Source organism: Pseudomonas sp. D1-36 (assembly GCF_051132205.1).
Classification (GTDB): Bacteria; Pseudomonadota; Gammaproteobacteria; order Pseudomonadales; family Pseudomonadaceae; genus Aquipseudomonas.
The window spans coordinates 4,903,055-4,929,667 of the sequence record NZ_CP071674.1 but is presented as its reverse complement, the minus strand read 5'-3'; the positions used below and the strand labels follow the sequence as shown (position 1 = coordinate 4,929,667).

General features: G+C 62.4%; 26 protein-coding genes. 15 read left to right on the top strand and 11 right to left on the bottom strand.

Annotated features, from left to right (window positions below; translation table 11 throughout):
- Positions 1-2 precede the first annotated feature (2 nt).
- Positions 3-1,319 (bottom strand): bifunctional DedA family/phosphatase PAP2 family protein, encoded by a 1,317-nt coding sequence (locus tag J3P76_RS22115; RefSeq protein ID WP_434609381.1) that lies wholly within the window; start codon positions 1,317-1,319, stop codon positions 3-5.
- Positions 1,320-1,364: 45 nt separating this feature from the next.
- Entirely contained in the window at positions 1,365-2,045 is a 681-nt protein-coding gene (locus tag J3P76_RS22110; protein WP_434562126.1) for a DNA-3-methyladenine glycosylase, read from the bottom strand.
- 198 nt (positions 2,046-2,243) lie between these two features.
- On the opposite strand from J3P76_RS22110, the gene J3P76_RS22105 reads away from it, so the two are divergent.
- The 13 genes from J3P76_RS22105 (at position 2,244) to J3P76_RS22045 (ending at position 14,816) form a co-directional block, all read left to right on the top strand.
- Positions 2,244-3,515 (top strand): glutamate-5-semialdehyde dehydrogenase, encoded by a 1,272-nt coding sequence (locus J3P76_RS22105; RefSeq protein WP_434609384.1) that lies wholly within the window; start codon positions 2,244-2,246, stop codon positions 3,513-3,515.
- Between the two features lie 28 nt (positions 3,516-3,543).
- Complete coding sequence (gene nadD, locus J3P76_RS22100) at positions 3,544-4,215, top strand: nicotinate-nucleotide adenylyltransferase (protein WP_434701246.1); 672 nt, start codon at positions 3,544-3,546, stop codon at positions 4,213-4,215.
- Positions 4,216-4,286: 71 nt separating this feature from the next.
- On the top strand, positions 4,287-4,781 hold the full coding sequence (gene rsfS / locus J3P76_RS22095; RefSeq protein ID WP_420767336.1) for a ribosome silencing factor: 495 nt from the start codon (positions 4,287-4,289) through the stop codon (positions 4,779-4,781).
- Positions 4,782-4,790: 9 nt separating this feature from the next.
- On the top strand, positions 4,791-5,258 hold the full coding sequence (rlmH, locus tag J3P76_RS22090) for a 23S rRNA (pseudouridine(1915)-N(3))-methyltransferase RlmH (protein WP_003185785.1): 468 nt from the start codon (positions 4,791-4,793) through the stop codon (positions 5,256-5,258).
- 10 nt (positions 5,259-5,268) lie between these two features.
- Positions 5,269-7,164 carry a penicillin-binding protein 2 gene (gene mrdA / locus J3P76_RS22085; RefSeq protein WP_420767335.1) on the top strand — a complete coding sequence of 632 codons (1,896 nt, stop codon included), beginning with the start codon at positions 5,269-5,271 and terminating at the stop codon, positions 7,162-7,164.
- Positions 7,165-7,195: 31 nt separating this feature from the next.
- Positions 7,196-8,299, top strand: a complete 1,104-nt coding sequence (gene rodA, locus J3P76_RS22080; RefSeq protein ID WP_045157031.1) for a rod shape-determining protein RodA — start codon at positions 7,196-7,198, stop codon at positions 8,297-8,299.
- A 17-nt stretch (positions 8,300-8,316) separates the two neighbouring features.
- Complete coding sequence (gene mltB / locus J3P76_RS22075; RefSeq protein ID WP_420767334.1) at positions 8,317-9,327, top strand: lytic murein transglycosylase B; 1,011 nt, start codon at positions 8,317-8,319, stop codon at positions 9,325-9,327.
- Positions 9,327-10,352 (top strand): septal ring lytic transglycosylase RlpA family protein, encoded by a 1,026-nt coding sequence (locus J3P76_RS22070; protein WP_434562130.1) that lies wholly within the window; start codon positions 9,327-9,329, stop codon positions 10,350-10,352. Before mltB ends, J3P76_RS22070 begins: the two co-directional genes overlap by 1 nt.
- Before the next feature lie 168 nt (positions 10,353-10,520).
- Entirely contained in the window at positions 10,521-11,678 is a 1,158-nt protein-coding gene (locus J3P76_RS22065) for a D-alanyl-D-alanine carboxypeptidase family protein (RefSeq protein ID WP_420767332.1), read from the top strand.
- A gap of 82 nt (positions 11,679-11,760) precedes the next feature.
- Positions 11,761-12,036 carry a DUF493 domain-containing protein gene (locus J3P76_RS22060; RefSeq protein WP_420767331.1) on the top strand — a complete coding sequence of 92 codons (276 nt, stop codon included), beginning with the start codon at positions 11,761-11,763 and terminating at the stop codon, positions 12,034-12,036.
- Entirely contained in the window at positions 12,036-12,683 is a 648-nt protein-coding gene (lipB, locus tag J3P76_RS22055) for a lipoyl(octanoyl) transferase LipB (protein WP_434562132.1), read from the top strand. Before J3P76_RS22060 ends, lipB begins: the two co-directional genes overlap by 1 nt.
- Position 12,684: 1 nt before the next feature.
- Positions 12,685-13,707 (top strand): lipoyl synthase, encoded by a 1,023-nt coding sequence (lipA, locus tag J3P76_RS22050; RefSeq protein ID WP_014340371.1) that lies wholly within the window; start codon positions 12,685-12,687, stop codon positions 13,705-13,707.
- A gap of 176 nt (positions 13,708-13,883) precedes the next feature.
- The gene (locus J3P76_RS22045; RefSeq protein WP_434701245.1) at positions 13,884-14,816 is read left to right on the top strand and encodes a S66 peptidase family protein; all 933 of its coding nucleotides are present in this window, start codon (positions 13,884-13,886) and stop codon (positions 14,814-14,816) included.
- 110 nt (positions 14,817-14,926) lie between these two features.
- Here the strand turns inward: J3P76_RS22045 and J3P76_RS22040 are convergent, their stop codons facing one another.
- The 5 genes from J3P76_RS22040 to leuS all read right to left on the bottom strand — a co-directional run bounded on the left by J3P76_RS22040 (position 14,927) and on the right by leuS (position 21,046).
- Positions 14,927-16,249 (bottom strand): lytic murein transglycosylase, encoded by a 1,323-nt coding sequence (locus J3P76_RS22040; RefSeq protein WP_434562136.1) that lies wholly within the window; start codon positions 16,247-16,249, stop codon positions 14,927-14,929.
- A 72-nt stretch (positions 16,250-16,321) separates the two neighbouring features.
- Positions 16,322-16,486, bottom strand: a complete 165-nt coding sequence (gene arfA / locus J3P76_RS22035) for an alternative ribosome rescue factor ArfA (RefSeq protein ID WP_030140368.1) — start codon at positions 16,484-16,486, stop codon at positions 16,322-16,324.
- A gap of 167 nt (positions 16,487-16,653) precedes the next feature.
- On the bottom strand, positions 16,654-17,691 hold the full coding sequence (holA, locus tag J3P76_RS22030; RefSeq protein WP_434701244.1) for a DNA polymerase III subunit delta: 1,038 nt from the start codon (positions 17,689-17,691) through the stop codon (positions 16,654-16,656).
- 52 nt (positions 17,692-17,743) lie between these two features.
- Complete coding sequence (gene lptE / locus J3P76_RS22025; protein ID WP_420767326.1) at positions 17,744-18,349, bottom strand: LPS assembly lipoprotein LptE; 606 nt, start codon at positions 18,347-18,349, stop codon at positions 17,744-17,746.
- Between the two features lie 90 nt (positions 18,350-18,439).
- Complete coding sequence (leuS, locus tag J3P76_RS22020; RefSeq protein WP_434701242.1) at positions 18,440-21,046, bottom strand: leucine--tRNA ligase; 2,607 nt, start codon at positions 21,044-21,046, stop codon at positions 18,440-18,442.
- A gap of 304 nt (positions 21,047-21,350) precedes the next feature.
- On the opposite strand from leuS, the gene J3P76_RS22015 reads away from it, so the two are divergent.
- Both J3P76_RS22015 and J3P76_RS22010 read left to right on the top strand, forming a co-directional pair.
- The gene (locus J3P76_RS22015; RefSeq protein ID WP_420767324.1) at positions 21,351-21,671 is read left to right on the top strand and encodes a hypothetical protein; all 321 of its coding nucleotides are present in this window, start codon (positions 21,351-21,353) and stop codon (positions 21,669-21,671) included.
- A gap of 104 nt (positions 21,672-21,775) precedes the next feature.
- Positions 21,776-22,537 carry a YdcF family protein gene (locus tag J3P76_RS22010; RefSeq protein WP_420767323.1) on the top strand — a complete coding sequence of 254 codons (762 nt, stop codon included), beginning with the start codon at positions 21,776-21,778 and terminating at the stop codon, positions 22,535-22,537.
- A gap of 147 nt (positions 22,538-22,684) precedes the next feature.
- Here the strand turns inward: J3P76_RS22010 and lnt are convergent, their stop codons facing one another.
- From lnt to J3P76_RS21990, 4 genes are read right to left on the bottom strand one after another with little or no spacing between them, the layout of a single operon-like run.
- Complete coding sequence (gene lnt, locus J3P76_RS22005) at positions 22,685-24,208, bottom strand: apolipoprotein N-acyltransferase (RefSeq protein ID WP_434649945.1); 1,524 nt, start codon at positions 24,206-24,208, stop codon at positions 22,685-22,687.
- Between the two features lie 27 nt (positions 24,209-24,235).
- The gene (locus J3P76_RS22000) at positions 24,236-25,075 is read right to left on the bottom strand and encodes an HlyC/CorC family transporter (protein ID WP_420767321.1); all 840 of its coding nucleotides are present in this window, start codon (positions 25,073-25,075) and stop codon (positions 24,236-24,238) included.
- 40 nt (positions 25,076-25,115) lie between these two features.
- Positions 25,116-25,574, bottom strand: coding sequence for an rRNA maturation RNase YbeY (ybeY, locus tag J3P76_RS21995; protein ID WP_434562148.1), 459 nt, complete (start codon positions 25,572-25,574; stop codon positions 25,116-25,118).
- On the bottom strand, positions 25,567-26,577 hold the full coding sequence (locus J3P76_RS21990) for a PhoH family protein (protein ID WP_434609410.1): 1,011 nt from the start codon (positions 26,575-26,577) through the stop codon (positions 25,567-25,569). The genes ybeY and J3P76_RS21990 overlap by 8 nt, the downstream gene beginning before the upstream one ends.
- Positions 26,578-26,613: the final 36 nt, after the last annotated feature.

Below are 26,613 nucleotides of genomic sequence, written 5' to 3'. Positions count from 1 at the left end.
CATCAATAGGCATACCGCAACATCGCATGCGGCAGGTGCCGCAGGGCGAAGAAGCTGAAGGCCGCCAACAGCGCCGGCAGGACCAGCCACCAGACTCTTGGCGACATGGCGCGCAGCGGTTCCTGGCGCTGGGTCAGCCACAGGACGGCGGCGCAGACGGTGGCGGCGAGCATGGCGCCGGCAACGATGTCGCTCGGCCAATGCGCCCCGAGGTACACCCGCGACAGGGCGATGGCCAGGGCCGGCAATGCGCCTAGCAGCAGCCACGTCAAGCGCAGGCGCGGCGGCTGTCCCCGGCCGGCCAGCACGGCGAGGGTCAGGAACAGCGCGAATGCGCCAGAAGCATGGCCGCTGGGCATGCTGTAGCTGGTCAACGGTTCGCTCAGGATCTCAGGGCGCACGCGGGCGAAAAACAGTTTGGAGCCGGTGTTGGCCAGGGCCGTGAGCAGCATCGTGCCCCCGGCAAAGATTGCCTGGCGCCATTGGCGTCCCAATAACAACAGTCCGGTAACCAGGGCGCTGAAGATCAGCATGTAGCGGAATTCGCCGATCAGCGTGAAGGTCACGGCGATTTCATCCAGCGTTGCGCTGCGATGTTCCTGGACCAGGGCAATCAGGCCCTGGTCGAAAGCCGTCAGGTAGCGAAAACCAGTGAACAGGCCGATCAGGATGGCCAGGCCAACACCCGCGATGATTGCCGAGGCATGACGGTGACGACGCAGGCTGCTGTTGACGCTCAGGCCGAGCATCACCGCGATGCTGCCGATGACGACGCCGGCTTGTGGCCAGAAGCCTTCGGGCAGTGGCAGGCGGAACGCCGCTCCGGTGGCCCAGCCGGGAAGCAGGTAGGCAACGGTCCAGCCTGCCGCCGCCACCACGCTGACGACCGCGAAGCGTGGGAACGGCATGTCGCACATCCCGGCCACCATCGGCAGCATCGGCCTCAGCGGGCCGATGAAACGCCCCACCAGCAGGCTGGCGATACCGTAGCGCTGGAAATAGCTTTCCGCTGCGCTCATCCATTCCGGATGTTGTCGCAGCCCCGGCAGGCGCCGGATGTTCTGGTGGAAATGCCGTCCGAGAAAGTACGAAACCAGATCCCCCAGCAATCCGCCGAGAAGGCCCAGCAGCAAGGTTTCGCCCAGGGACAACGCCCCACTGCCGGCCAGCACCGCGATGGCGAACAACAACACCGTGCCCGGCACAATCAACCCGGCAATGGCCAGGCATTCAACGCAAGCGACGACAAACACCGCCACCGCCAGCCATTGTGGGTTGACGGTCAGCCAGCCGGTAATGCTATCGAGCCATTGGCCCATAAAGACAACTCCATTGAATATTGATGGGCATGCACGGCGTTGTGTTCAGGACAGCAAAACATAATCCCGGCCCTCGACCTGTCCGCGCCGCAGCGGGTTGCGGGTACACCATTGCGCGTAGGCGGCATCGACGAAGCGGTAGGGCAGGTGTTCGTCTCGTCCCAGTGGAATGCCCAGGCGAGTGGTCTGGATCACATTCACCGTCGGCACGCCCACATCTTCCACCAGCAGCCGTTCAGGGTCGAAGCGTTTGGCGTCCCAGTCCGGCACTTTCAGGCCCAGGGCCTTGCACAGCAAGGTCTGGCCGGCACACAGCTTTTGTGGCGCGCGTGGTCGGCCTTGGGCGTCGGGATTGTTGAGGAGCATCCGCGCCAGGCTGTCCGGGCCGCTGATGGCATCCACCCAGGGATACGCAGACTTGATCAACACCGCATTACCCGGGCCTTGCGCACTGAAATTCAGTGAATCGCCGCCCCGGGCGTAATACATATAGATGTGGCCGCCATCGAGAAACAACGCCCTGCGCTTTTCCGTATAGCCCAGGGAGGCGTGGCTGCCTTTCTCGGCGAAGTAATAGGCTTCGGTCTCGATGATCCGCGCACTGAGCCACAGGCTGCCGACCTTGTGGCGAATGACCTTGCCCAGCAGGTCCCGGGCGAGCACCTGGGCGTCGCGATCAAAAAAAGCGTGTGGCAAAGCGATGGGTACGGAAGGCGAATCGGTCATGTCGATGGACGAAGTAAGGCCAAAAGTAGCGCGATGATAACAATGGAAAGCTTAATTACCGCTGAACATTCACGGAAACATTCACGTTCGATGGCTGTTTTGCGCCTCCGCCGGTCACCGCTGTGAGTCCATGCTGTTAGTCGAGGGTTACGACAGCTATAATCTGCCGCTTTCCTCTTTGCCAAGACCACACAGACCATGACTGAGTCCGTTCTTGACTACATGACCCGCCTGGGTCGCGCCGCCCGCGAAGCGTCGCGCGTCATCGGCCGTGCCAGCACCGCGCAGAAAAACCGCGCCTTGCAGGCCGCCGCCAACGCGCTGGACGCGTCTCGCGCCGAGTTGTCCGCCGCCAATGAGCTGGACCTGGCCGCTGGCCGGGCCAATGGTCTGGAACCGGCCATGCTCGAACGCCTGGCGCTGACACCGGCGCGCATCGACGGCATGATCGTCGGTCTGCGCCAGGTCGCGGCACTGCCGGACCCGGTCGGGGCGATCCGCGACATGAGCTATCGGCCATCGGGTATCCAGGTCGGCAAGATGCGCGTGCCCCTGGGCGTGGTCGGGATCATCTACGAGTCGCGGCCGAACGTGACCATCGACGCCGCGAGCCTGTGCCTGAAGTCCGGTAACGCGACCATCCTGCGTGGCGGTTCCGAGGCGATCCATTCCAACCGCGCCATTGCCGCCTGCATCCAGCGTGGCCTGGCCGAAGCCAACCTGCCGGCCGCCGTCGTGCAAGTGGTGGAAACCACCGATCGCGCCGCGGTCGGGGCGCTGATCACCATGCCCGAGTTTGTGGACGTCATCGTGCCCCGCGGCGGCAAGGGCCTGATCGAGCGCGTCAGTCGCGACGCCCGCGTGCCGGTGATCAAGCACCTGGACGGCATCTGCCATATCTACGTCAGCGCCCACGCCGAATTGCCGAAGGCCCAGCGCATTGCCTTCAACGCCAAGACTTATCGTTATGGCATCTGCGGTGCGATGGAAACCCTGCTGGTGGACCAGGCCGTAGCCAAGGATTTCCTGCCGTCGATGGCTGCCCAGTTCCGCGAAAAAGGCGTCGAGCTGCGTGGTTGCGAGCGCACGCGGGCAATTATCGAGGCCGTTGCGGCCACGGAAGAAGACTGGGATACCGAATACCTGGCGCCGATCCTGTCGATCCGCGTGGTCGATGGGCTCGACCAGGCGATCGAGCATATCAACCGTCATGGCTCCCATCACACCGACGCCATCGTCACCGAACACCAGGGCGAAACCCGGAGTTTCGTGGCGCAAGTGGACTCTGCTTCGGTGATGATCAACACCCCGACCTGCTTCGCCGATGGCTTTGAATACGGATTGGGTGCCGAGATCGGCATTTCTACTGATAAGCTGCACGCCCGCGGTCCGGTGGGCCTCGAAGGCCTGACCTGCGAGAAGTACATCGTGGTCGGTGACGGCCAGTTGCGCGGACAGGAGCCGGCCTGACTTGGGCGACCTCGACCCACTGGCCTCTATGACGATGCCCGTTGTGACGGCGATCGCGCCAAAGCGCATTGGTATCCTGGGTGGCACATTCGACCCGGTGCACATCGGCCATCTGCGCGGTGCGCTGGAAGTCGCCGACGCGCTGGCCCTCGATGAGTTGCGCCTGACGCCCAGCGCCCGGCCGCCTCATCGGGACGCGCCGCAGGTGTCGGCCCGGGATCGCCTGGCGATGGTCGAGTGCGCGGTGGCCGGCGTGGCGCCGTTGGTGGTGGATGCCCGCGAATTGCAGCGGGACAAACCGTCCTACACCATTGATACCCTGGAGCTGATGCGTGCCGAACTGGCCGCCGATGCCCAGGTTTTTCTACTTCTGGGCTGGGACGCTTTTTGCGGCCTGCCCACTTGGCATCGCTGGGAAGAGTTGCTCCAGCATTGCCACATCCTGGTGCTGCAACGCCCGGATGCCGACAGCGAACCGCCGGATGCCTTGCGCAACCTGCTGGCGGCGCGCTCGGTGAGCGACCCGCTGGCCCTCAAGGGGCCGAGCGGACAGATTGCATTCGTCTGGCAGACGCCGCTCGCGGTATCCGCCACCCAGATCCGTCAACTGCTGGCCAGCGGTAAGTCGGTACGTTTCCTGGTGCCCGACGCGGTCCTGGCCTACATCGATGCGCACGGGCTGTACCGTGCGTCGAACTGAACAAGGCGTGCTCCGCCGACACGAATCCACGTGTACCGAGCACCCGAACACATGAGCAAAACGAGTTTTCTATGACTGACAAAGACCTGAACAAAGTTAAGCGCAAGGGCACCTTCAAGAGCGCCCCGCTGCCGGTAGAAGCACACGCCGGCGTGGCGCTGACCGGCGAAGAGCTGGTCAAGGTGGCCGTGGCGGCCCTGGAAGACGTCAAGGCCCAGGACATCCAGGTGATCGACGTTCGCGAGAAGCAGAGCATCACCGACTACATGATCATCGCCACCGGTACCTCCAATCGCCAGATCAATGCGATGCTGGAAAAAGTTCGCGAAGAAGTCAAAAAGCAAGGCGCCAAGCCGTTGGGCGAAGAAGGCAAGGGCGAAAGCGACTGGGTGCTGCTGGACATGGACGATGTCATCGTTCACATGATGACCGCGTCGGCGCGCCAGTTCTACGACCTGGAACGCCTGTGGGCAGGCGCCGAGCAGAGCCGTTCGGCCAGTGCCGCGCACCACAGCCCGGAAAACTCCCATGAGCACTTCACCAAGCTCAACAAAGACCAGCAATAAGGGATCGCTGTGCGACTGCGCCTGATCGCCGTCGGTTCTCGCATGCCCAAGTGGGTGGAAGAAGGCTGGCATGAATATGCCAAGCGTCTTCCGTCCGAGCTGGCCCTGGAACTGGTGGAAATTCCGCTCAATACCCGTGGCAAGAACGCTGACGTGGCGCGTTTCATCCGCCAGGAAGGCGAAGCCATGCTGGCCAAGGTCGGGCCGAACGAGCGGATCGTCACGCTCGAAGTCCACGGCAAGCCCTGGAGCACCGAGCAACTGGCGGTGGAGCTCGATCGCTGGCGATTGGATTCGCGCACGGTCAATTTCATGGTCGGTGGCCCGGAAGGGCTGGCGCCTGAAGTCTGTGCGCGGGCGGATCAGCGCTGGTCGTTGTCGCCCCTGACGTTGCCGCACCCACTGGTGCGGATCCTGATCGGTGAACAGTTGTACCGTGCCTGGACAGTCTTGTCCGGGCACCCTTATCACAAGTAATCCTGCCCTCATGCCTCAGCCGATCCGCATCAAGGACCACGAAAAAGACGCCCGTCTGGTGCGGGGCCGCGTCGTGTTCGGGGCTATCGCCGTGGTCACGCTGATCGGCGTGCTGATCGCGCGGCTGTATTTCCTCCAGGTCATCCAGTACGAGTATCACTCGACCCTCTCGGAGAGCAACCGCGTCCACGTACAGCCGATTCCGCCGACCCGAGGGCTGATTTTCGACCGCAATGGCGTGGTGGTGGCCGATAACCGGCCTAGCTTCAGCCTGAGCATGACCCGCGAGCGCTCTGGCGACTGGCAAAAAGTCCTCGACGTGATCGTCGAGGTGCTGCAGTTGACACCTGAGGACCGGGCGATTTTCGAGAAGCGCATGCGCCAGGGCCGGCGCCCCTTCGAGCCGGTGCCGATCATGTTCGAGCTGACCGAAGAGCAGATCGCGCTGATCGCGGTGAACCAGTTCCGCCTGCCCGGCGTCGAGGTGGTGGCGCAGTTGGTGCGGCATTATCCGCAAGGGCCGCACTTTGCCCACTCGGTCGGCTACATGGGACGGATCAACGAGAAAGAGCTCAAGACCCTCGATCCGGTCAACTACAGCGGCACCCACCATATCGGCAAGACCGGTATCGAGCGTTTCTACGAGGCCGAGCTGCACGGCCAGGTGGGATACGAGGAAGTCGAGACCAACGCCCGAGGCCGGGTGTTGCGGGTGCTCAAGCGCACCGACCCGATTCCTGGCAAGGACATCGTCCTGAGCCTGGACATCAAGTTGCAGGAAGCCGCCGAAGCGGCGCTGGGCGGACGGCGTGGCGCCGTGGTCGCGTTGGACCCCAGCACCGGCGAAGTCCTGGCGATGGTCAGCCAGCCAAGCTTCGACCCGAACCTGTTCGTCACCGGCATCAGCTTCAAGGCCTACGCCGAGCTGCGCGATTCCATCGACCGGCCGCTGTTCAACCGCGTGCTGCGCGGCCTGTATCCGCCGGGGTCGACCATCAAGCCGGCCGTGGCGATCGCCGGGCTGGATGCCGGCGTGGTCACTGCATCGAGCCGGGTCTATGACCCCGGTTATTACCAACTGCCGAACTACGACCACAAGTACCGCAACTGGAACCGCACCGGTGACGGCTACGTGGACCTGGAAACGGCGATCATGCGCTCCAACGATACCTACTTCTATGACCTGGCCCACAAGCTGGGGATCGATCGGTTGTCGTCCTACATGAACAAGTTCGGTCTCGGCCAGAAAGTCTCCCTGGACATGTTCGAAGAATCGCCGGGCCTGATGCCGTCTCGGGAGTGGAAGCGCGCGACCCGCCGACAGGCCTGGTTCCCGGGCGAAACCTTGATCCTGGGGATCGGCCAGGGCTACATGCAGGCCACGCCGTTGCAACTGGCCCAGGCCACGGCTCTGGTGGCGAGCAAGGGCAAGTGGTATCGCCCGCACCTGGCCAAGACCATCGAGGGCCAGAAGCCCGTGGATCCGGACCCGGTGCCGGACATCATCCTGCGCAATCCATCGGACTGGCAGAAGGTCAACATTGGCATGCAACAGGTAATGCACGGTGCCCGGGGCACGGCGCGCAAGGCTTCCATCGGTGCGCAATACCGGATCGCCGGCAAGAGCGGGACCGCCCAGGTCGTGGCCATCAAGCAGGGTGAGAAGTACGACCGCTCCAAGGTCCAGGAGCGCCACCGCGACCACGCCTTGTTCGTCGGTTTCGCGCCGGCCGATAACCCGAAGATCGTCGTCTCGGTAATGGTCGAGAACGGTGAGTCCGGTTCTGGTGTCGCCGCGCCGGTGGTGCGCCAGGTCATGGACGCCTGGCTGCTGGATGAGCACGGCCAGCTCAAGCCCGAATTCGCAAGCCCGATCAGCGCGGAGGCTACGGCCCGTGAAGAATAATTTCGACCGCATCCTCTCCAGCGAAGATGTGATGCGCCGTCGCGCCACGTTGCTGCAGCGCATGCACATCGACGGTCCGCTGCTGATCCTGCTGCTGACACTGGCGGCCGGCAGCCTGTTCGTACTTTATTCAGCCAGCGGCAAGAATTGGGACCTGCTGGCCAAGCAGGCCACCTCGTTCGGCATCGGCCTGGTGTCGATGATCGTCATCGCCCAACTCGAACCACGCTTCATGGCGCGCTGGGTGCCACTGGCCTATGTGGTCGGCGTGGGGTTGCTGGTGGTGGTGGACATCATGGGTCATAACGCCATGGGCGCCACCCGCTGGATCAACATCCCCGGGGTGATCCGTTTCCAGCCCTCGGAATTTCTCAAGATCATCATGCCGGCGACCATTGCCTGGTACCTGGCCAAACGCTCGTTGCCGCCGCAACTCAAGCATGTATGTATCAGCCTGTTGCTGATCGGTATCCCGTTCATCCTGATCGTGCGCCAGCCGGACCTGGGCACTTCGCTGCTGATCCTGGCCGGCGGCGCGTTCGTGCTGTTCATGGGCGGGTTGCGCTGGCGCTGGATCCTCAGCGTGATCGCCGCCGCCGTGCCGGTGTCGGTGGCCATGTGGTATTTCGTGATGCACGACTACCAGAAGCAACGCGTCCTGACATTCCTCGACCCGGAAAGCGATCCGCTGGGCACCGGCTGGAACATCATCCAGTCCAAGGCCGCCATCGGTTCCGGTGGGGTGTTCGGCAAGGGTTGGCTGATGGGCACCCAGTCGCACCTGGACTTTTTGCCGGAAAGCCATACCGACTTCATCATTGCCGTGATGGGCGAGGAGTTCGGCCTGGTAGGCATCTGCGTGCTGCTGCTGATCTATCTGCTGCTGATCGGGCGAGGCCTGGTGATCACCGCCCAGGCCCAGACCCTGTTCGGCAAATTGCTTGCTGGCAGCCTGACCATGACTTTTTTTGTTTATGTTTTCGTCAACATCGGTATGGTCAGTGGCCTGTTGCCGGTCGTGGGGGTGCCGTTGCCATTCATTAGCTACGGAGGAACTTCGCTGGTGACGCTACTGTCAGCGTTTGGGGTTTTGATGTCGATTCATACGCATCGCAAATGGATCGCGCAGGTTTGAATAAGGTGAAGAGTTCAATGCAAGCAATGCGTGGCTGGTCGACGCGATATGCGCCGTGGGTCGGCCTGGTCGGCTTACTGGGCTGTGCGCCGCATGCCTTGGCGGGCGAATACGAAGGCTCGCCGCAAGTGGCCGAGTTCGTCGGTGAGATGACCCGCGACTACGGGTTTGCCGGCGAGCAGCTGATGGGGGTGTTCCGCGAGGCCGAGCGCAAGCAGTCGATCCTCGATGCGATCTCCCGGCCCGCCGAGCGCGTCAAGCAGTGGAGCGAGTACCGGCCGATGTTCATCACCGAGGCGCGTATCGCCCGGGGCGTGGACTTCTGGCGTCAGCACGAGGCGGCCCTGGCTCGCGCCGAGCAGGAATATGGCGTGCCGGCCCAGGTCATCGTGTCGATCATTGGCGTTGAAACTTTCTTTGGCCGCAACACCGGCAATTTCCGGGTCATCGACGCATTGTCGACCCTGGGCTTCGATTATCCGCCGCGCGCCGAGTTCTTCCGCAAGGAGCTGCGCGAGTTTCTGCTGTTGGCCCGCGAAGAGCAGGTCGATCCGCTGACTCTCAAGGGTTCCTACGCCGGAGCCATGGGCCTGCCGCAATTCATGCCCAGCAGTTTCCGCGCCTACGCGGTGGATTTCGACGGTGATGGCCACATCAATATCTGGACCAACCCGACCGATGCGATCGGTAGCGTTGCCAGTTATTTCAAGCGCCACGGCTGGGAAGCCGGCGAGCCGGTGGTCAGCCGTGCCGACGTGCGCGGCGAGCAGGTTGACGAGGGCTTGACCGAAGGGATCGAGCCGACGAAAACCGTCGGGGAGTTGCGAGCGCTGGGCTGGTCGAGTCATGATGCGCTGCGTGACGATATGTCGGTCACCGCGATGCGCCTGGAAGGCGAGCAGGGCCCTGAATATTGGATGGGCCTGAAGAATTTCTACGCGATTACGCGTTATAACCGCAGCGTGATGTACGCCATGGCTGTATATCAACTGTCTGAAGAGCTGGTCAAAGCACGGGGCGTCAAATAATGCAGGCATTGCCTACCTATCAACCCCTGAAAGCCAGGCCCCTCAAGCTGGTGGCATTGGCGGCGCTGTCGTTACTGGTTGTCAGTTGTTCGACCAGCCGCGCACCCACCCAGAAAAGCCCCAACGTCGTGCGCGCCACCCCAGGCCTGGACATCAACCGGGCCCACAAGGACGGCGCGCCGTGGTGGGACGTGGATGTCTCGCGCATTCCCGACGCGACGCCGACCCTGCACACCGGCCCCTACAAGGCCAACCCGTATACGGTGCTGGGCAAGACCTATTTCCCGATGGCTGAATCCAAGCGCTACGTCGCCTCGGGCACGGCGTCCTGGTACGGCACCAAGTTCCACGGCCAGAACACCGCCAATGGCGAGGTCTACGATCTCTATGGCATGAGCGCGGCCCACAAGACCTTGCCACTGCCCAGTTATGTGCGGGTGACCAACCTGGACAACAACAAGACGGTGATCCTGCGTGTCAACGATCGTGGGCCGTTCTATTCCGATCGCATCATCGACTTGTCGTATGCGGCGGCGAAAAAGCTCGGTTACGCTGAAACTGGCACCGCGCGGGTAAAAGTCGAGGGCATCGATCCGCAGGAATGGTGGGCCCAGCGCGGCCGTCCGGCGCCTTTGATGCTCAACGAGCCAAAAGTAGCGCAGAATGCCGCGCCAACCGTGACGGCTTCCACCGGCACGGTCGAGCAATGGACCCCACCGCCGCAGCAGCATGCGGCGGCCGTGGTGCCCGTGCAGATCGACGCAAAAAAAAACGCTTCTGCAACAGCGTCTGGCCAGTATCTTCAAGTGGGCGCGTTCGCCAACCCGGACGCTGCAGAGCTGTTGAGATCGAAGCTGAGCTCGATGGTCAGCGCGCCGGTGTTCATCAGCTCGATCGTGCGCAACCAGCAGACACTGCATCGGGTGCGCCTGGGGCCGATCGGTTCTCCGGGTGAGGTCCAGCAGGTACAGAACAGCGTGCGCCTGGCCAATCTCGGTTCGCCGAGCCTGGTCACCGCTGAATAATTGATTGAGGCCCGCTTGTGGTTTGGGCGGGTCAGGTTGTTGGCTCGATGAATAACAAAAGCCCGGCAAGGGTTGTGAGTGAGCAACTTAAGTGCGCGGCGGCCCGTTAGAAAGCTGCCTGTTTAGTATTGCCTCCGGGCAGTTTCCATTAGCGATTTCGAGAGACGGATGAACATCACCACCTTTGCCAAACGCCTTTGCCTGCTAGTCCCGCTGCTTCTCTCACCGGCCGCGTTCGCGGTCGAGATGATGCCGGCGCCGCCTCAATTGGCCGCCAAATCCTTTGTGCTCATGGATGCCAGCAGCGGCGAGGTGCTGGTGGAAAACAACGGTGACCAGCGTCTGCCACCGGCCAGCCTGACCAAGCTGATGACGGCCTACATCGCCACGCTGGAAATCCGTCGTGGCCAGATCGGTGAAAACGATCCGGTGACCGTCAGCGAGAACGCCTGGCGCACCGGCGGTTCGCGGATGTTCATCAAGGTCGGTTCGCAAGTGACCGTCAGCGACCTGCTGCACGGGATCATCATCCAGTCCGGCAACGACGCCAGCGTCGCCCTGGCCGAGCACATCGCCGGCAGTGAAGACGCATTCGCCGACATGATGAACAAGACCGTTGCCGACCTGGGCATGACCAACAGTCACTTCATGAACCCGACCGGTCTGCCGAACCCGGAGCATTATTCGTCGGCTCACGACATGGCGATCCTGGCGCGGGCCATCATTCATGAAGACCCGGCGCACTACGCCATCTATTCCCAGAAAGAGTTCTTCTGGAATGGCATCAAGCAGCCCAACCGCAACCTGCTGCTGTGGCGCGACAAGACTGTCGACGGTCTGAAGACCGGCCACACCGAGGAAGCGGGTTACTGCATGGTGTCGTCGGCCGTTCGTGACGGCATGCGCCTGATCGCCGTGGTGTTCGGTACCAACAGCGAAGTGGCCCGCGCCGCTGAGACCCAGAAGCTGCTGACCTACGGTTTCCGCTTCTTCGAAACCCAGACCTTCTACCAGAAGGGCACCGAACTGGCCCAGGCCCAGGTCTGGAAAGGCGCCACCAACCAGGTCAAGGCCGGGCTGGCCCAGGACCTGACCATGACCTTGCCTAAAGGCCAGCTCAAGAAGCTCGCCGCCAGCATGACCATGAACCCGCAACTGACCGCGCCGATCGCCAAGGGTGACGTCATCGGCAAGGTCGAAGTCAAACTGGACGACAAAGTGGTGCACAGCGCCGACCTGATCGCGCTGGATGCGGTCGAGGAAGGTGGTATTTTCCGCCGCATGTGGGATAGCATCCGTCTATTCTTCTACGGCTTGTTCAACTGATTTCAAGTGTTGACCTGCATGGCCCCGTTCCTTTCCGGCACGGGGCCATGTTCGTTACCACGGCTTGCGAGGCCGTTACGCCATGACAGACTCCGAAGTAAAGGCGCCAAAGATCGAGTTTCCTTGCGAGGACTACCCGATCAAAGTAATCGGCGACACCGGTGTGGGCTTCAAGGACAAGATCGTCGCGATCCTTGAGAAGCACGCCACCGTTGACCTCAAGACCCTGGCCGAGCGCCAGAGTACCAACGGCAAGTACACGACAATCCAGCTGCATATCATTGCCACCGGCCAGGAACAGCTCTACGACATCAACAGCGAGCTGCGAGCGACCGGTTTCGTGCACATGGTGTTGTGATGCCGGGCACGCTGGGCTTTCGCGAGCTAGGCACGATGGCTTACGAGCCGGTCTGGCATGCCATGCAACGCTTCACGAACGAACGCGGTACCACCGCCGACGATGAAGTCTGGCTGGTCGAGCACCCACCGGTGTTCACCCAGGGCCAGGCGGGCAAGGCCGAGCACTTGTTGTTGCCAGGCGACATCCCGGTGGTGAAGGTCGACCGGGGCGGGCAGGTGACTTACCATGGGCCCGGCCAACTGGTCGCCTATCTGTTGCTGGATGTGCGCAAGCTGGGATTCGGTGTACGCGAGCTGGTCACCCGCATGGAAACGTGCCTGATCGATTTGCTCGCCAGCTACGGCGTAAGCGCGGCGGCAAAGCCCGATGCGCCGGGCGTGTACGTCGACGGGGCGAAGATCGCCTCTCTTGGGCTGCGGATCCGCCATGGCTGTTCGTTTCACGGCCTGGCGTTGAACGTGGACATGAATCTTGAGCCGTTTCGACGGATTAATCCCTGTGGCTACGCAGGGCTGGCGATGACCCAGCTGCGCGATCACACAGGATCGATTGAATTTGCCGAGGTAAGTGCCCGGCTGCGCGCGCAGCTCGTCAAACACCTCGACTATGCTGAGCAGACGACCCTCACGGGCGGAATCGACTGATATGACTACTGATGCAGTGCAAACCATGATCCCGACGCTGGACGTCACCGAGCGTCCGGCCCCGCGTGCCAAGGTAGAGGCCGGCGTCAAGCTGCGCGGCGCCGAGAAGGTTGCACGCATCCCGGTCAAGATCATCCCGACCACCGAATTGCCGAAGAAGCCCGACTGGATCCGCGTGCGCATCCCGGTCTCTCCGGAAGTCGACCGCATCAAGGCGCTGCTGCGCAAGCACAAGCTGCACAGCGTCTGCGAAGAAGCCTCCTGCCCGAACCTGGGCGAATGCTTCTCCGGCGGCACCGCGACGTTCATGATCATGGGCGACATCTGCACCCGTCGCTGCCCGTTCTGTGACGTCGGCCACGGCCGTCCGAAGCCATTGGACACCAACGAGCCGGAAAGCCTGGCCATCGCCATCGCTGACCTGAAGCTCAAGTACGTGGTCATCACCTCGGTGGACCGCGACGACCTGCGTGACGGCGGTGCCCAGCACTTTGCCGACTGCATCCGCGAAATCCGCAAGCTGTCGCCGAATGTCCAACTGGAAACCCTGGTGCCGGACTACCGCGGCCGCATGGACATCGCCCTGGAAATCACCGCCGCCGAGCCGCCGGATGTGTTCAACCACAACCTGGAAACCGTGCCGCGCCTGTACAAGGCCGCGCGTCCGGGTTCGGATTACCAGTGGTCGTTGACCCTGCTGCAACGCTTCAAGCAAATGATGCCGCATATTCCGACCAAGTCCGGCTTGATGCTGGGCCTGGGTGAGACCGATGAGGAAGTCATCGAAGTCATGAAGCGCATGCGTGAGCATGACATCGACATGTTGACCTTGGGGCAGTACCTGCAACCTTCGCGCAGCCACTTGCCGGTGCAGCGTTTTGTGCACCCGGATACCTTTGCCTGGTTTGCTGAGGAGGGGTACAAGATGGGCTTCAAGAATGTGGCCTCGGGGCCTTTGGTGCGTTCTTCGTATCATGCTGATGAGCAGGCCAAATTGGTCAAGGCTGAGCTTCTGGGGTCCTGATCTTTTACCTTTGGGTGGTGTGTAGATCCGTTATTGTGTGATGGCGGCTTATGGTTCCGCCCTTACGGCGGGTTATTTTTTTGGCGTCTGAAAAAAGTGACCCGCTGTAAGAGCGGAACCGCCAGCCGCCATCACGCAAAAAACGGATATACACACCAGCAAAAAACGGGAAACTCATGACCCTAACCCCACATCACCCCGTCCCAGCCCTCCCGCCCGAAGGCCTGATCGGCGTGATCGCCCCCGCCGGCCCCGCCCCCCTGGATACGGAGAAAGCAATCCAATGGATGCGCGCAAGGGGCCATGAACTGCGCATCTTCCCAGGCGTCTACGAAACGAACGGCTACCTCGCCGGCAGCGACGAAACACGCCTCAACGACCTCCACGCCGCCTTCGCCAATCCAGAAGTCAAAGCCATCATCTGCCTGCGCGGCGGCTACGGCACCCCGCGTCTACTCGATCGCATCGACTTCAACCTCTTGAAAAGCAACCCCAAGCCATTCGTAGGCTACAGCGACATCACAGCCCTGCACCTGGCCATCAGCCGCTACGCAGGCTTCGTCACCTTCCACGGCCCCTTGCTCAATGCCGACCTGCTGGGCGACAAGGAGCCATCGACCATTACCTCATTCTTCAGCCTGCTACGCGGGCAATTGAAGGCCGGTGACGTGTTGAGCCATCCGGCAGCGTATCCGTTGACCACAGTCGAGCCGGGCATCGCCCACGGCCGCTTGCTGGGGGGCAATCTGTCGATGATTGCCGCCACCATGGGCACGCCCTACGAAATCGACGCAGAAGGGGTGATCCTGCTGGTGGAGGACGTCAACGAGCCGCTTTACCGCATCGATCGCCTGCTCACCCAGCTGCGATTGGCGGGAACCCTGGCCAAATTGCGTGGAGTGCTGTTGGGAGACGTGGCGGGTGTGGACGTCGAGGCGTTGAATCGCTTGTTCAAGCAGACCTTCGCGCCGTTGCGCATCCCGGTGTTGTCGGGTTGGCGCAGCGGGCACTGTGATCCGAACCTGACGTTGCCCATGGGGGCGTTGGTGACGCTGGATGCGGTGGAGAAGAGGCTGGTGTTGGGGCAGGATGTGGTGGTCAGCCGCTAGTTATCAGCGTTTGCAAATCAGTCATCGCGAGCAGGCTCGCTCTCACAGGCTGTTCGAGGACCTGTGGGAGCGAGCCTGCTCGCGATGGCGATACTCCGCCATAAGCGGCTTCAACGGCTACGCAACGCCTCCAGCAATTTGTGCGTCGGATACCCATCCGCCGGCCAGCCAAGCGACTGCTGGGCGCTGCGGATCGCCTTGCGGGTATTGGCGCCGATGATGCCGTCGGGGTTGCCAGCGTCGTAATTATGTTTGCCCAGCAGGGTCTGCAATTCGATGCGTTCGCTGCGGCTCAGGGGCAAGTCGTCCTTTGGCCATGAGCCGTCAATCAGCCCTGCGCCGCTGAAACGCTCCGACAGCAGGCTGACCGCCAATGCATAGGACGACGAGTTGTTGTATTTGAGAATTGCACGGAAGTTATCGAGCACCAGGAACGCCGGGCCGCGATAGCCTGCGGGCAACAGCAGGGCTGCCGACAAATGTTCGGAGCCGGCCGGCGGCTGGGCGCCGTTGGGCAGGCTTACACCCAGTTGCAGCCACTCGGCGACGGGCTTGCGGATCAAGCCGTCGGCCAGCGGATAGTCGAAGCCTTCCTTCAGCCGCACCTCGAACCCCCACGGCTGGCCGCGCTGCCATCCGGAGCTTTGCAAGTAATGCGCGGTCGAGGCCAGGGCGTCGGTAGAGCTGCCCCAGATGTCCCGGCGGCCGTCGCCGTCGAAGTCCACCGCATGGGTGTTGTAGGTGGTTGGAATGAACTGGGTCTGGCCCATGGCGCCGGCCCAGGAGCCGAGCATTTTTTCTGGCGTGATATCGCCCTGTTGCAGGATCTGCAGCGCGGCGATCAGTTGTGCGTGGGCAAAACCTGGGCGTCGTCCTTCATAGGCCAAGGTCGCCAAGGAGTTGATGACCGACTTGGTGCCCTGAAACTGGCCGAAATTGCTCTCCATGCCCCACACCGCCACCAACGCCGCGCGATCGACGCCATAGCGTTGCTCGATGCTTTGCAGGATATCGGCGTGCTGCTGGACCAACGCCTGGCCCTTGCGTACCCGCAGAGGCGACAACGCTCCGTCGAGGTATTCCCACACCGGCCGGGTGAATTCAGGTTGGCTGCGATCGGCCTTGATCACGCTCATGTCCGGACTGACCCCGATGAAGGCGCGGTCGAACAGGTCGGCTCGAATCCCGGCGGCCAATGCCTGCTTGCGGAACCCGGCTTGCCATTCGGCAAAGGTCTGGGTGGGCACGATGGCCAGGTCGTCCCCGGTAGGCACGACAGGCGGCACGATAGCCGGCGCTGTCACGACGGGAGCGGTCTGGAGCGGTTGGGCGTCGGCGGCGGTGGGTTTCTCTGCACAGGCCACCAGCAGGACAACGCTTGTGGCGGCAATCAATTGGCGCAAAGGCCAACCACGGGGAAGACAGAAGGGCATTCAGGGGTCCAGAAAATCAAATCAGGTGCTGACCTTAACATGCGAAAGGGCTGTAGGGCTTGTCCAGGTGTTTCATGCCGCCAGAAAGCAAGAAGCCTCCCAGTTGTCAGACTGGAAGGCTTCGCGGCGGTAGCTGCCTTTGCCCTTGGCGGGTCGTTCCTGGCGGCTGCGGAACAGGGGTTGGGCGACGATGGACTTGGCTTTGTTGGGGCCATGCCTTGATGGCTTTTTGCTCATGATTGGATCTCTCGTGGGGTGGTTTTGCGGGGGGAAATCATGGGACAGGACTGGGGTTTTGTCCAGTCCCTGCATTGCGTAGGAAATTTCAAGATGGCGAGGGGGGTGTGGCTCCCTCGCCACAAAATCATGCTTGACACAAAAAGTCTGTTGCTTGGAAAAGAGGTTTATTCCGCGGGTAAAGGGAGTCGTTGTCCGGCCATCAACAACGACAACCGACTGAGGCTCATCCACGGCGAGCCGGCGGCCTGGCCCTTGATCTGCGCGTCGATGCGCTGGGCCTCGAGCAGCAATTGGGCCCAGCGTGACGCGGAATAGCGTTGCAGCGCCTTGCTCATCAGCGGTTTGCGCTTGTCCCACACTGGCGGGCGAGCCTGACTGAAGGCCTTGTCCAGGGGCACCCCCTGGCTGTATTGCAGCGACAGGTTGGCCAGCAGCCGCAGCTCCCGGGCCAGGGCCCAGAGGATCACCGGAGGTTCGACGCCTTCGCCCCGCAGGCCTTCGAGCATGCGCAAGGCATGAGCGGCTTCGCCGTTGAGGATTGCGTCGGTCAGCCCGAAGACATCGAAGCGGGCGCTGTCAGCCACGGCGGCCTGCACCGTTTCCACGGTGATCTGGCCGCCCTCGGCCATCAGCTTGAGCTTTTCGACTTCCTGGGCGGCGGCCAACAGGTTGCCTTCGACCCGGGCGGCAATCAGTTCAACCGCGTCCTGGCTGGCCGATAGACCGGCCTGGGACAGGCGCTGGCGGATCCAGCTCGGCAGCTGGCTGGCATCCACCGGCCAGATCTGCACGAACTGGGTCTGTGGACCTTCGACCAGCGCCTTGCCCCATTTGGTTTTCTGCGCGCTGCCGTCGAGTTTCGGCAGGCTGATGAGCAGCACCGTGTCTTCGGCCGGTCGCGAGCAATATTCGATCAGCGCGGCGGCGCCTTTGTCACCGGGTTTGCCCGAGGGCAAGCGCAGTTCCAGCAGGCGTTTTTCGGCAAACAGCGACATGCTCGCCCCTGCCAGCAGCAGCGTGCCCCAGTCGAAACCGGCGTCGGCCGCGAACACCTGGCGTTCGTCGAAGCCTTGTTGGCGAGCGGCGGAGCGGATGGCGTCGGCGGCTTCCTGGCACAGCAGCGGGTCATCGCCGCTGATGATGTAGACCGGCGCGAGGGCGCCTTGCAGGTGTTTGCCGAGTTGGGCGGGGGCCAGTTTCATAAACGCTGTTCAGGAGAGAAGGCGAGCGGGGCGCCGAGGCGCCCCGCAAGGCTTATGGAGCAGGAATTTGCATAGGCGATTGTTGCGGGGTTTCCGCTTCCGCCTTGCGTGCTGCTTCCAGCGCTTCGGCTTCGGCCTTGGCCTTGGCGTCGGCGGTCTGTTGCAGTTGCTCCAACTGGGCCGGGCTCAGTTGTTGCAGGCGCAGCATCATCCGTTGTACCAGGTCGCGACGCATTTCTTCGCGTACTTCGCTGGACTCCTGGTCGGAGCCGGTGATGTTGTTGCCGTCATGCAGGTAGACCTTCTGTACTTGCAGCTTGTCGTCCAGCAGCACCAGGTTGTTTTGCCCGCGGATTTCATAGTTCAGCACGTTGTTGAGCTCGTATTCGGCCGAGCGACCGGCGCCGGCATAGCTCAGGCTGCGCTGGCTTTGCTGTTCGCGGGTCAATACCAGCTTGTACGGCGCACCGCTGTAGACTTTCACGCCGCTGTCTTCCAGCGTGTCGCGCAACGCTTTTACGGTATCGCCATAGGCGTCGCGCGCGCTGAGGTCCAGTTCGGTGATGGCCAGTTCGGTGGTGCCGGTGCCGCGCAGCTGGAAGCCGCAGGCGCTCAACAGGACCGCCAGGCCCATAACCAGCAGATTACGTTTGATCATCTTGTTGCTCCCCTTGAAACCCATGGGCCGAGCGTGCGGCCCCGCAGGTCAAATTCGGCGCCGGGCCCTTGGCCCGGACGCCCGATCCAATTAGCTTGCGACGATGTTGACCAGTTTGCCGGGCACGACGATCACTTTGCGGATTGTCAGGCCATCGACGAAGCGCAGCACGTTTTCGTTGGCCCGCGCGGCGGCTTCGACTTCTTCGCGCGTGGCGGCGGCCGGCATTTCGATCTGGCCACGCAGTTTGCCGTTGACCTGGATGACCAGGGTCAGGCTGTCCTGCACGAGCGCACTTTCGTCCACCAGCGGCCAGCGGGCGTCGATCACCGGGTCAGCGTGACCCAGGCGATTCCACAACTCGTGGCTGATGTGCGGGGTGATCGGCGCCAGCAGCAGCGTCACTGCTTCCAGGCCTTCGTGAATCAGTGCGCGATCCTGCTCGGTGCCTTGGGCGGCTTTTTCCAGTACGTTCATCAGCGTCATCACCTGGGCGATGGCGGTGTTGAATTTGTGGTTCTGGCCGACGTCGTGGCTGGCCTGCTTGATCGCCAGGTGAATCGAACGACGGACGGCTTTCTGGTCATCGTTCAGGCTGGCGACGTCCAGTTTGCCCGGCAGGCCCTGGGTGACGTGGGCCTGGGCCAGGCGCCAGACGCGCTTGAGGAAGCGGTGCGAGCCCTCGACGCCGGAGTCGGACCATTCGGCGCTCATGTCCGGTGGCGAGGCGAACATCATGAACAGGCGGCAGGTGTCCGCGCCGAACTGGTCGATCATCGACTGAGGGTCGACGCCGTTGTTCTTCGACTTGGCCATTTTCTCGGTGCCGCCGATTTCCACCGGCAGGCCGTCGGCGATCAGCTTGGCGCTGATGACCTTGGCCTTGCTGTCGCGTTCGAGCTCGACGTCGCTCGGGTTGAACCACGTGTAGGCACCGTTGGCTTCGCGACGATAGTACGTCTCGGCGATCACCATGCCCTGGGTCAGCAGGTTCTTGAACGGCTCGTTTGAACTCACCAGGCCTTCGTCACGCATCAGCTTGTGGAAGAAGCGCGCGTAGAGCAGGTGAAGAATGGCGTGTTCGATGCCGCCGATGTATTGATCCACCGGCAACCAGTGGTCAGCCGCGGATTTTTCCACCAGGCCGCCTTCAAAGTGCGGCGAGGCGTAGCGGGCGTAGTACCACGAGGACTCGACGAAGGTGTCCATGGTGTCGGTTTCACGCTTGGCCGGTGCGCCGCATTTCGGGCAGCTGCACTCGTAGAACTCGGGCATGCGCGCCAGGGGCGAACCGGCGCCGTCGGGTACGACGTCTTCCGGCAGGACCACCGGCAGCTGATCTTCCGGCACCGGTACGTCACCGCAGGTGTCGCAATGCACGATCGGGATCGGGCAACCCCAGTAGCGCTGGCGGCTGATGCCCCAGTCGCGCAGGCGGAACTGGGTGCGCGAGGCACCGAGGTTCTTCTTGATCAGGGCCACTTCGATGGCATCGAAGGCGCCAGCGAAATCCAGGCCGTCGAACTCACCGGAATTGATCAGCTCGCCGTGTTCGCCGTAGGCGTCCTGCCAAGGCGCTGGTGTCTGGTCGCCGGCGCTGGTGCGCACGACTGGCTTGACCGGCAGGTTGTATTTGTGGGCGAACTCGAAATCACGCTCGTCGTGGGCGGGCACCGCCATGACCGCGCCGTCGCCGTAGTGCATCAGCACGTAGTTGGCGACCCACACCGGCAGTTTCTCGCCGGTGAGCGGGTGCTCGACGAACAACGAAGTCGGCAGGCCTTTCTTCTCTTGGGTGGCGACGTCGGCTTCGGCGACGCTGCCGCCTTTGCATTCGGCGATGAACGCCTGCAGCTCGGGGTTGTTCTGCGCTGCCAGAGTCGCCAGCGGATGCTCGGCGGCCACGGCCACGTAAGTGGCGCCCATCAGGGTGTCCGGACGGGTGGTGAAGACCTTCAGGGTGCCGGCTTCGCCAATGGAGGCGACGTCGTAGGGGAACTGCACTTCCATGCCCCGGGACTTGCCGATCCAGTTGCGCTGCATGGTCTTGACCTGCTCGGGCCAGCCGGTCAGCTCGTCGAGGCTCTCCAGGAGTTCATCCGCGTAGGCGGTGATCTTGAAGTAGTACATCGGGATCTCGCGCTTTTCGATCAGCGCGCCGGAGCGCCAGCCGCGACCGTCGATCACTTGCTCGTTGGCCAGTACGGTCTGGTCCACCGGGTCCCAGTTCACGGTGCCGTTCTTGCGGTAGATCACGCCTTTCTCGAACAGGCGGGTGAACAGCCATTGTTCCCAGCGATAGTAGTCGGGCTTGCAGGTGGTGACTTCGCGGGACCAGTCCACCGCCAGGCCCAGGCTGCGCAGCTGGGTCTTCATGTACGCGATGTTTTCGTAGGTCCACTTGGCGGGGGCGACGTTGTTCTTCATCGCGGCGTTTTCCGCCGGCATGCCGAAGGCGTCCCAACCCATGGGTTGCAGGACGTTCTTGCCTTGCATGCGCTGATAGCGGGAGATCACGTCGCCGATGGTGTAGTTGCGCACGTGCCCCATGTGTAGCTTGCCGCTGGGGTAAGGGAACATCGACAGGCAGTAGTACGTCTCCTTGCCTGGCTGTTCACTGACTTCAAAGGACTTTTGCTCGTCCCAGAACGACTGGGCGGCGGCTTCGATTTCACGGGGCTGGTAGTGTTCGTGCATGGCTACTTTTGTACTGAATGGGGTGGCCCAATCCTCTTCATTGCCATGCTGGACGCAGATGACGCCGAATGCGGCGTTTTCGATGCCCAGCCAAGCTGGAAGTGGAGTTACAGGAAGCGCCGTAGCATACATGACCGCGCTCCGCCGAGGGAAACCCTGATTGCTGCTCAACCATTGCCGAGCCTTTTGCCGACCATTGGCGACGACCGGGGTTCTGGGCCGTTGGTCGCGGCGTCCAGCCGGTTTGCCCAGCGAAGCTAAGCTTCTGAATGGGGAGTGAGTCTTATCTTCAATGAGGTGAGGGATGGTTGAATCACAACGAAAAGTCGCTACACCTGAGTTGTATGAAAAACTGATCGATCGCCTGGGGATGGCCTTGGACGCCGCAAGAACCGCCGGTCGCTTGCGTGATGAACGCCCGGCAGAGCTGGAACTGCGAGGCCTGAGCCCCGCAGAGTTCGAGCTGGTCAAGGCTTACCTTGAACAGGCCGGGCACCAGGCCTCAGCAAATGGGGCCCAGGCAAACAAGCGTCTCGAAGCGCCCCGATCGGCCAAGGTTGTCTGGCTCAAGGATCGGACGCCCGACAAGGATGCTGTAAAGGTCCGGTCCCTGCAGTTCAAGTAAAGGCCGGATTCACGCGTGTCGCTTTTTTTTGATTCGAGGTTCTTGGAATCTGTTGTCGCTTTGCGTCAACCCACCTAGGCTTCGGGCATCTATGGAGATGCCCGATGCCGTTTCGCTATTTCATCAAACAACTTCTATTGCCGCCTGGCATTCTTTTGCTTTTGCTGGCGCTTGCCTGGTGGTGGCGTGATTCCCGGCCGCGCCTGGCCCGCGTGTGTTTTATCCTGGGGCTGGGTGGTTTCTGGCTGATGAGCCTGCCGATAGTGGTGCAGTGGAGCGCCAAGGCATTGGAGCGCGAACCGCCGCTGCTGCGCAGTGAATGGGCGACCCTGGCCCAGCGCGCCGACGCCATCGTGGTGCTGGGCTCGGGGCGCGAGCGCGGTGACCTGGCCTGGGGCACTGACCAGCCCACCGGGGTGGGCCTGGAGCGCCAGCGTTATGCGGCGCGGCTGGCCAAGGCTTCGGGCTTGCCCGTGTTGACAACCGGCGGCTTGCATTACGGCACCCCGCCCAGCGAGGCCAAGCTGATGGCTGACTCGATGCGTGAGGATTTCGGCGTCGACGTGCGCTGGCAGGAGGGCCACAGCCGCACCACGTGGGAGAACGCCCAGATGAGCGCGCAGATCCTGCTGCCCGAAGGGGCGAAGCGCGTGGTGGTGGTGACCCAGGCCTGGCACATGCCACGGGCGGTCTGGAGTTTTGAACGTTCTGGATTTGAAGTGGTGCCTGCGCCTGTCGGTTTCCTGGGTCAGGATAACGCCCGGCCGTTGGGTGGCTGGATGCCGGAATTCAAATCGGTGTGGCAATCGGGGCAGTTGATGAACGAGGCGGTGGGGTTGGTGGGGTATTGGTTGTTTTATCGCTGAATCATTGAAGTGAACGCTTATTGTGGCGAGGGAGCTTGCTCCCGCTGGGGCGCGCAGCGGCCCCAAAAAGCGGGGCCTGCTGCGCCCGAAGCGTCGGACCGGTCCAGCGGGAGCAAGCTCCCTCGCCACAGGGATGGGGGGAGCGAGTTAAACCGTCTTGGCCATCCGCCCCGCCACCAGCGCCCAACCCAAAAGCAATACACACAAAATGATCAGCGGCCACGAGCGCCATTGAAGGTACGGCGTCAGGTCGTGCATCGGCACCACTTCACCGTAGAGGATGCCGCGTTGGAACTGCGGAATCTGGACGGTGATCTGGCCGAAGGGGTTGATCAGGCCGGTCACGCCATTGTTGGTGGCGCGAATCATCCAGCGCCCGGCCTCCAGCGCGCGCATCTGGGCCATTTGCAAGTGCTGCAACGGGCCGATCGACGTACCGAACCAAGTGTCGTTGCTGATCGTCAGCAACAGATCGCTTCGCGCTGAAAGGTTGGCAGCGAATTCCGGGTAGACCACTTCGTAGCAAATGAATGGCGCGATCTGGTAACCCTTGGCCTGCAGCAATGGCTGATCAGCCGGGCCGCGGGCGAAATCCGACATTGGCAGGTCGAAAAACGCGATCAGGCCGCGCAGGATATCCTGCAATGGCACGTACTCGCCGAAGGGCACCAGTTTCTGCTTCAGGTAAGTGCCGTCGCCTTCGCCGGTCACGGTGATGCCGTTGAAATAGCGCTTCTCATGACGTACTTCCTGGCGGATCGGTACGCCGGTGATCAGCGCCGAATGCCGCTCGGCGGCGAAACTGCCCATCATGTCCAGGTAGCCCTGGGCGGACTCCTTGAGTACCGGCACGGCCGTTTCCGGCCAGACCAGCAGGTCGACGCGCTTGGACGTGAAGCTCATGTCACGGTACAGCGCCAGTTGCGCGTTGAGCTGCTCGGGGTCCCACTTCATGCTTTGTTCGATGTTGCCCTGGATGGCCGCGACACTCAGCGGCTCGCCCGAGGGGCTGGTCCAGGCATGCCCCTTGAGCGCAAAGCCGGCCGCCCAGGGGCCGATCAGCAAGGCCACACCCGCGACGACGAAGCCTTTGCGCCCGGAACGCAGTAATCGGGGCGCGTTGTACAACAGCGCGGCGGTCAGGGCCAGGGTGAAGGAGATCAGCCACATGCCACCCAGCGGTGCAAGGCCGGCCAGTGGGCCGTCCAGTTGACTGTAGCCGGAGTAAAGCCAGGGGAATCCGGTCAGGAACCAGCCCCGAAAGGCTTCCTGGCCCAGCCAGAGCGCGGCGAAGGCCAGGGCATCGGCCAACGGTGCCTCGTTGCGCCGCAGCCAGCGCGCCCAGAGCCAGGCGGGCAGGGCGAAGAACCAAGCGATCGCGGCAATGAACAGCAGCATCAAAAGCCCGGCCAGCAGCACCGAGGCGCCACCGAAGTTATGGATGCTGACGTAGATCCAACTGGTGCCGGCGCCAAACAGGCCGAAACCGAAACACCAGCCGCGCCCCAGGGCCTGGCGCGGCGAGAGCTCGCGCAGGCCAGCATAGAACAGCCCGACCGCCAGCAATGCCAGCGGCCAGATATCGAACGGCGCCAGGGCCAGGGTGGTGATCGCACCGGCCGCCACGGCCAGCAGGTTACCGGGCCAGCCGGGGCGGTTTATCCAGCGCATGTGTTTCCTTAGCGGCTCTTGCAGGGTTTAACGGGCAATGGGTGACAGGCGCAGCAGATGAATCCGGCGGCTGTCGGCATTCAGGATGCGGAAGCGCCAGGAGCCGATCTCGGTGGTTTCGTTGCGCTTGGGCAGGTGGCCGAAGGCACTCATCACCAGGCCGCCGACGGTGTCGAACTCATCGTCGGAGAATTCGCTGTCGAAGAACTCGTTGAAGTTCTCGATCGGCGTCAGGGCCTTGATCAGGAAGTCGCCGCTGGGCAAGGGCTTGATGTAGCTGTCTTCCTCGACGTCGTGCTCATCCTCGATGTCGCCGACAATCTGTTCAAGCACGTCTTCGATGGTGACCAGCCCGGCCACGCCGCCGTATTCGTCGATGACGATGGCCATGTGGTTGTGGTTGGCGCGGAATTCACGCAGCAGTACGTTCAGGCGCTTGGACTCGGGCACGAACGTGGCCGGGCGCAGCAGGTCCTTGATATTGAAACTGTCGCCGTTCTCCTGGAGGATCAGCGGCAGCAGGTCCTTGGCCAGCAGCACGCCCATGACGTCGTCATGGCTCTCGCCGACGACCGGGTAGCGCGAGTGAGCGGAGTCGACCACGGCGGGCAGGAATTCGCGGGGAGTCTGGGTCGCCTTGATGCTGATCATCTGCGAGCGCGGGACCATGATGTCCCGAACTTGCAGGTCAGCCACCTGGATGGCGCCTTCGACGATGGCCAGCGCTTCGCTGTCCAGCAATTTGTTCTGGTGTGCATCGCGCAGCAGCTCCAACAGCTCCTGGCGGTTTTTCGGCTCATGGGCAAAAGCCTGGGTGAGCTTGCCCAGCCATGACTTCTGCCCGTTGGTCGATCGATCTTCGCTCATAGCGATTACTCTGAATCCTTTGTCGTTACAGGTTGATGTTTCAGTGTTCGTCGCCGGCATACGGGTCGGGATGACCCAGCTCGGCAAGCAACGTTCGTTCCAGCGCTTCCATTTCCTCGGCTTCGTCCTCTTCCATATGGTCGTAACCAAGCAAATGCAAGCAGCCATGGATCACCAGGTGGGCCCAGTGGGCTTCGGGTGACTTGCCTTGTTCGGCGGCCTCGCGCTCGACGACCGGGACGCAGATCACCAGGTCCCCCAGCAACGGGATGTCGAGCATTTCGTCGGGCACGTCGGCGGGGAACGACAGCACGTTGGTGGCGTAGTCTTTCTGCCGCCAGGTGTGGTTCAGCTCGCGGCCTTCGGCTTCGTCCACCAGGCGGATCGTCAGTTCCGAGTCGGCGCTGCGCTGGCGCAGCGCCAGTTCGCACCATTGGCGGAACTGGGCTTCGCTGGGGGCGGGGTGTTCACTGGCCTCTTGCAGGTCGAGTTCAAGCATTGTGGCGATTGCCTTTGCTTTCGGCCGAATCTTCATCGGCGCGGTTCTCGAAACGCTCGTAGGCTTCGACGATGCGCTGCACCAACGGATGGCGTACGACGTCCTTGGGCATGAAGTGCGTGAAGCTGATGCCCGGGACGTCCTTGAGCACCTGGATCACGTGGTTCAGCCCGGACTTGGTGCCTCGGGGCAGGTCGACCTGGGTGATGTCCCCGGTGATGACGGCGGTGGAGCCGAAACCGATCCGGGTCAGGAACATCTTCATCTGTTCGACGGTGGTGTTCTGGCTTTCGTCGAGGATGATGAAGCTGTTGTTCAGGGTCCGACCACGCATGTAGGCCAGCGGCGCGACCTCGATGACCTGTCGCTCGATCAGCTTGGCGACGTATTCGAAGCCGAGCATTTCGTACAGCGCGTCATAGAGCGGGCGCAGATACGGGTCGATCTTCTGGGTCAGGTCGCCGGGCAGGAAACCGAGTTTTTCCCCTGCTTCGACGGCGGGACGCACCAGCAGGATGCGGCGCACCTGTTCGCGCTCCAACGCGTCGACCGCACAGGCAACGGCCAGGTAGGTCTTGCCGGTACCGGCCGGGCCGATGCCGAAATTGATGTCGTTGGCCAGGATTTCCTTCACGTAGCGCTGCTGATTCAAGCCGCGAGGGCGAATCATGCCTTTTTTCGTGCGCAGGGCCACGGCAGGTTCCGACGGGGCGTGATTGTCGAGTTCTTCGACCGCCGACTCTTGCAGGAACAGGTGGACCATGTCCGGAGACAGCTCGCTCGCCTTGGTTTCTCGGTAGAGACGGCGCAGCAGGTTTTCCGCGGAGGTGGTGTGCTTGGGATCGCCGATCAGTTCGAACTGGTTCCCGCGATTGCGGATCTCGATGGCCAGGCGCTGTTCGATCAAGCGAAGATGCTCGTCGAATTGCCCGCACAGATTGGCGAAGCGGCGAGCCTCAAAGGGCTCGAGAATGAAACGATGAGGTTCGATGGGTGCGTTCAAGGTCGTTTTTAGCCGCCCAGGGGCAATTAAGGTGAA